General features: G+C 61.1%; 5 protein-coding genes and 1 pseudogene. 2 read left to right on the plus strand and 4 right to left on the minus strand.

All coding sequences use genetic code 11. The features are described from left to right. Nucleotides 1-133 precede the first annotated feature (133 nt). Entirely contained in the window at nucleotides 134-598 is a 465-nt protein-coding gene (locus tag WBB14_RS07085) for an Lrp/AsnC family transcriptional regulator (protein WP_424239212.1), read from the minus strand. A 127-nt stretch (nucleotides 599-725) separates the two neighbouring features. Here WBB14_RS07085 and WBB14_RS07090 point away from each other — a divergent pair, with 127 nt between their 5' ends. Next, complete coding sequence (locus tag WBB14_RS07090; protein WP_424239213.1) at nucleotides 726-1346, plus strand: LysE family translocator; 621 nt, start codon at nucleotides 726-728, stop codon at nucleotides 1344-1346. A 121-nt stretch (nucleotides 1347-1467) separates the two neighbouring features. Here WBB14_RS07090 and WBB14_RS07095 read toward each other — a convergent pair whose 3' ends face one another. The 3 genes from WBB14_RS07095 to WBB14_RS07105 are packed head-to-tail and all read right to left on the minus strand — an operon-like array spanning nucleotide 1468 to nucleotide 3081. Then, nucleotides 1468-1806, minus strand: a complete 339-nt coding sequence (locus WBB14_RS07095; protein WP_424239214.1) for a DUF6616 family protein — start codon at nucleotides 1804-1806, stop codon at nucleotides 1468-1470. A 13-nt stretch (nucleotides 1807-1819) separates the two neighbouring features. After that, nucleotides 1820-2590 carry a DNA alkylation repair protein gene (locus WBB14_RS07100; RefSeq protein WP_424239215.1) on the minus strand — a complete coding sequence of 257 codons (771 nt, stop codon included), beginning with the start codon at nucleotides 2588-2590 and terminating at the stop codon, nucleotides 1820-1822. Further along, complete coding sequence (locus WBB14_RS07105; protein WP_424239216.1) at nucleotides 2587-3081, minus strand: MarR family winged helix-turn-helix transcriptional regulator; 495 nt, start codon at nucleotides 3079-3081, stop codon at nucleotides 2587-2589. Before WBB14_RS07105 ends, WBB14_RS07100 begins: the two co-directional genes overlap by 4 nt. A gap of 843 nt (nucleotides 3082-3924) precedes the next feature. Between WBB14_RS07105 and WBB14_RS07110 the strand changes: the two are divergent. Continuing rightward, a pseudogene (locus WBB14_RS07110) lies at nucleotides 3925-3992 on the plus strand (DUF736 domain-containing protein); the annotation flags it as partial.

Genomic DNA, 3992 nt, shown 5'->3' on the forward strand with positions numbered 1-3992 from the left:
ATCCCGGGAAAGTACGCGGTTTTAGTCCAGCGAAGTTCAAGTCGGCACCAAACAAAATCGGCCTGCAAGCCGCGCCAATGCTTGATCTTCGGCTCGGCGCATATGATTTAACCGGACAGCAGTGATCCGAAATCTAAGATCGTTTTGACCCAGGCGACACAAGGCCACGGCGCTCAATGGGAGTGGAGAAGACGATCGACGTCCGGGTTTCGCCGTACCCGTTGATGGTCCCGATAAAGCGTTCCAGGTCCGTCAGGCTTGTTGCCACCACGGTCATCACATAGGAGTCGGCTCCGGCAACGTGATGGCACTCCAGCACTTCAGGCGCATGGCGAAGCCGCTCCAGCAGGGGCTTCTTTCCGGGTTGGGTTGCGGTGATCCCGACGATGGCCTTGACCGGGTACCCCACCTTGGACGCATCCAGTTCCGCCGTAAATCTCTGCGCGATGCCCGCGTCCTGCAGCCGTTTGAGCCGCTCTGCCGTCGCGGCCACAGACAACCCCGTGGCCTCTGCAAGCGCCTTCAGCGGTGCCCGCGCGTCAAGCTGCAATGCTCCCAGGAGGCGCCATGCTGCGCCGTCCAATTCGGCTGCCTTCATTATTGCCATCACACTACTTAATCAGAAAAAAAGTCATTAAAAATGACAATGACCGTAAAAAGATACTGTACCACCGAGGGCTGGCAGCAGATGATCTGCTGATGTTTAACCCAGACTTACTTCCAAGATGCTCGATATCCAGAACTACAGCAGCTTTATTACCGCCCTCCTGGTGTTTCAGGCGGTCCCAGGGGCCGGCACGATTGCCATCCTGGACGCCACGGCGCGGGACGGTCGAAGCGCGGGCATGGCCGCTGTCCTGGGGACGCTTGTGGGGGATTTTCTGTTCATGGTGGCCGCAGCGGCTGGCCTTGCCGCGATCATGCAGGCGTACCCTTTGGCCTTCCAGGGACTGCAGTGGTTTGGTGCAGCCTACCTTTGCTGGCTGGGCGTACGACTCATCCGAAGTCGGCCGAGTGCCGATGGATCGGAGCCCGCACGCTCGCAAACTTCGCGGGTCTACTTCCGCCGCGCTCTCATGGTCAGTCTGACCAACCCCAAGGTCATCCTGTTCTTTGTTGCGTTCTTTCCCTTGTTTCTCAAACCGGGAGCATCAACCACCACCCTGACAGTGATGATGCTGCACGTCACCGTGCTGAGCCTTGTTTACCAGGCTGCATTGGTGCTGATAGGACGCCTCGCGGCGGTGCGCTTCGCGGCGTTTCCCGGTGCCAGAAGAATGGCCACCCGGCTTTCCGGCTTTGTCTTGATCGGCCTGGGCACCAAGCTGGCCACAGGCATACGCTGAGAGCCTGAGTCAGCCTTGGATGCGGGAAGCCGGGCGCGGCGGTGGCCGCATCTAGCGTGACAGCCCAAAGCAAAACCGCAACGTCGACGTCTTGAATCAGGTGGCGGCGTGGCGATGCACATCACACATCCGCCAAGGCGGCCATGTGACTGGTGAAGCTGCCCGCGCTGCTGGCAGCATTCACATGGTCGAAGTAGCCATACCAGCCGCTGGCGTTGATGCCAGCCAGTAGTACATCCCGCGCTTGTACGTCGGGAAACCGCCAAATGCCCAAGTAACGATGGCCGCTGGTTTGGTCGATATCGACCTCAGTTTCGCTCAAGGCCAGGATTTCAACGCCAAGGCTGGATAAGCTACCCATCGCAGCCTGGATGCCATTGAGGAATTGTTTGCGCTGTTCGACAGGCAATGCCTGCCAACTGGCATTGGGGGAATAGAGTTCGACCAGGTACTGGGACATAGATGGCTTCTTTTCACTTTAGGTTGCGCAGCGCGCGGTTGCAGATGCGGCGGGTAGCGGCGGACGGTTCGCCTTGCTGCCACTGTCGGCAGAGTTCGCGCACCCACGCGGGTTGATCCTTGGCGGCGTCGTTGAGCCAGTTGGCCACTGAGTCCTGCACGTAGCCCGATGGGTCGGCGCGCAGCGGCGACAGAATAGGTAATACCCGCTCGGGCTGTTGCTTGAGCGGCGCAATATGGGCACACCACACACCGCGCGGGCGTAGCGCCTCGCAGGCGAAGCGGCGCAGGCGTTCGGACGGCGATGTCGTCCACGCCGCCAGATGGTCTATGGTGATCTCCAGTTCACGTGCCAGATGAGGTCGCACGGCCATCCATGCCCACTCGCGTACGCCGAAATGGGCGTCGTCGGCCAATGGCCGGATAGCGGCAAGCCGAGCCGCCACATCCAGATCCGGCTGCGCACCGACCATGAAGCAGGCCCAACCGCGTACCGTATCCGCGCCATGCGAACGACATTGCACGATGCCGGCCTCGCCCACTTCGTCCAGCAGCGCCACACCGATGCGGGTCATGCGCTTGAGAACACCCAATGCACAGGCTGCATCGACGATCTTCATTGTCGGGGCCGACAGGCCCGGAAACACCGCTCGCGTCAGCGTGGCCTGATTGAGCGCCAGGCACTCGGTCAGGGTGGCGCTCTGCATATTGCCGCGCGACAGGGCCTGAAGCACGTCGGCAGGAATATCGGCGGCGCGGGTCGCACCTTTGCGGGTAGCAGTCATGGTGCCGTACCTCTGAGTTTGACCGCTACCTTTTCCAGCAGGTTCGCCAGTTGCATACGCTCCGTCGCGGAGAGGTTGCCGTATAGGCTGGCGATCCAGTGGCCATGCTGCTCGAACGCGGTCTTGGCTACTCGTTTGCCTTTGCGCGTAAGTCGTATACACAATGCACGACGGTCGTTGGCGTCTGCATGCCGCTCAATCAGTCCTTCGCGCTCCAGGCCATCAAGTAGCCCCGTGACCGTAGCACGGGTGACGCCAGCTTGTTCGGCCAACGTGTTCGGCGCCAGTCCGTCTTGCGCGGCATCGAGCAGAAACAACAGCACGAAGCGGCCTTCAGACAAGCCGTGAGGCGCCAGCAGCGCGGCACAGTCGCGGTCGATGCCCGCAGCCAGTGAGAGCGTCTGAAAGCACAGCCAGATTCCGTCCACATCGGGCATTTTTCGTCGCTGCGCCTCTTGTATCAGCGCCAGATATTTCTGTTCAATTTTCACAATGCTGTCGCCATATTGTATGGCGGCTAATTATATCTAAATTAGAGACTTTGTCGAACACTTGGCGTGTCGGCGCATAGCGCCGCCGGGCTTTCGGGCTGCGCCCCGTGCCGCCTTTGTCGTCACGGCCATTCGGCTTCAATCCCTCACGCCTTCGCGCCTGCGGCGCTGCGCGCTTCGCTTGCCTCTAGGGGAGCGGCGCCAGGGCCATCCCCGCCGCGCGATGCTTGGCGCTCCTCGAATACCGCCGAACCGGCATTGCCGGATCGGCCTGGCCAGCGCCCCGTCGCAATGGTCAGGGAACGGCAGATGCGCCGTGGCTTGCTGCGGCAGGTTGTGTGGATGCGTGCCGTCCTCGACGCTGACGGGTCTCGCCCATCACGTTATGAAGGATGGTTCACGGACACGATATCCGGCCTCGCCATGACGCTTCCATTTCACATTTCAAGCACAGCGCCGCAATATGCGGCGAGGCGTTCTGGCCCTAGTCGGTTGGGGGTGGCCCTTGCCCGTATCAGGGGCGTACCAGTGAAGCCTTCATGCGGGAATACCGAGTCGGCCATGCTTCCTTACGGAGCGGGTCGGCCCAAGGCGTCCTTGTGTTGTTGTGAATCCTGGCGGTGGCGCGGCTGCGCCTCGGGCTGGCTGCAACCATGCGGCGAAAACAATTTCCCCTGCTTTGTCACTGCGTTCGGCGCATTCCTCGCGGGACAAATTCTTTTCGCCTTCTGGTTCTCCACTGCGTTGCGGCCGCAAGCGGTGCAGCCCGCCCGTCCCCCGCCGACCGGATCACAACAAGGACGCGATGGGCGCGAACCTTGTTTAACCGAAAGGAAATTCATCATGGCAACCATCGGCACCTTCACCGCAGACAAAGACGGCTTCACCGGCACGCTTCGCACCCTGACGCT

Origin of the sequence: Achromobacter sp., assembly GCF_049647645.1 — a bacterium.
Taxonomy (GTDB): Bacteria; Pseudomonadota; Gammaproteobacteria; order Burkholderiales; family Burkholderiaceae_B; genus Achromobacter.

Coding starts and splice junctions, on each gene's coding strand:
- WBB14_RS07090 (WP_424239213.1), top strand. CDS start 726: ATGCTCGATATCCAGAACTACAGCAGCTTTATTACCGCCCTCCTGGTG.
- WBB14_RS07095 (WP_424239214.1), bottom strand. CDS start 1,806: ATGTCCCAGTACCTGGTCGAACTCTATTCCCCCAATGCCAGTTGGCAG.
- WBB14_RS07085 (WP_424239212.1), bottom strand. CDS start 598: ATGAAGGCAGCCGAATTGGACGGCGCAGCATGGCGCCTCCTGGGAGCA.
- WBB14_RS07100 (WP_424239215.1), bottom strand. CDS start 2,590: ATGACTGCTACCCGCAAAGGTGCGACCCGCGCCGCCGATATTCCTGCC.